This window comes from Pedobacter segetis, assembly GCF_016623585.1.
Classification (GTDB): Bacteria; Bacteroidota; Bacteroidia; order Sphingobacteriales; family Sphingobacteriaceae; genus Pseudopedobacter; species Pseudopedobacter segetis.
The window spans coordinates 1-784 of the sequence record NZ_JAEHFY010000063.1 but is presented as its reverse complement, the minus strand read 5'-3'; the positions used below and the strand labels follow the sequence as shown (position 1 = coordinate 784).

2 protein-coding genes are annotated in these 784 nt (G+C 25.6%); both read right to left on the bottom strand.

The features are described from left to right. Nucleotides 1-128: 128 nt before the first annotated feature. On the bottom strand, nt 129-536 hold the full coding sequence (locus tag I5M32_RS16580) for a hypothetical protein (RefSeq protein ID WP_200588286.1): 408 nt from the start codon (nt 534-536) through the stop codon (nt 129-131). Then, nucleotides 536-784: hypothetical protein (locus I5M32_RS16575; protein ID WP_200588285.1), on the bottom strand; the 249-nt coding region annotated here is incomplete at its 5' end. The genes I5M32_RS16580 and I5M32_RS16575, both read right to left, overlap by 1 nt.

The following is a 784-nucleotide window of genomic DNA, read 5'->3' as shown; positions in this document are numbered from 1 at the left end:
TTTAGTTGTAGTAAACCAAATTTCTCATTTTTGATGCTTACTTTTTTATTCTTTAACTAGCAACTTGAATTAATTATCTTGATAACTTAGATTACTTCGCAATACTGAATCATTTTTAAAAATATGCTCTAATCTAATTTTATTACTTTAATAACAATTACTGGTGGTTCGCTTTTTAATTTAGACAAATTATTAAATGGCAAAATAATGCATGTTAACAATACTTTTTGATTATACATTAAATTATCACAATTTAAGCAGCCTTTATCAAATTTTAATAAATTATAATTTTGATTACAACCTTGAATTTTAAATTGAATGCTTGAATTAAAATCTTTAGAGTTTAAAACTCCTTTTTTTTCTAATAATAATAAAAAGCTATCGCTTTTTTTTGGAAGCATTACTTCTCCTAAGTAATTTGCTTTTATAATAACGGTGTCATTACTTTTTTTTGTAGAGTTAAAAGAATTGCAATTCTGCCCGTATATGCATGAACTAGTTAATAAGCATACATGCAATAAAAATATTTTCATCATTATGGTTTATATTTACTTTTTCTAACATGGGTTATAGTGTATATCACTTTTCCATCTGTATTTCTATATTGATTTGTTGTTGACCTAAATTGAGATTGCGTTGTTCCTTTAATTAATCCACTACTAGAGTCAAAATAAAGTTTATTTGACGTACTAGTTCCGTCCCACAAATTAGCTGTTGCACTATCGAAAAACCTAAAATATTTACCTTTAGAATCTGAACCCATGCCTACAATCACAATGAAATG

Coding starts and splice junctions, on each gene's coding strand:
- I5M32_RS16580 (WP_200588286.1), bottom strand. CDS start 536: ATGATGAAAATATTTTTATTGCATGTATGCTTATTAACTAGTTCATGC.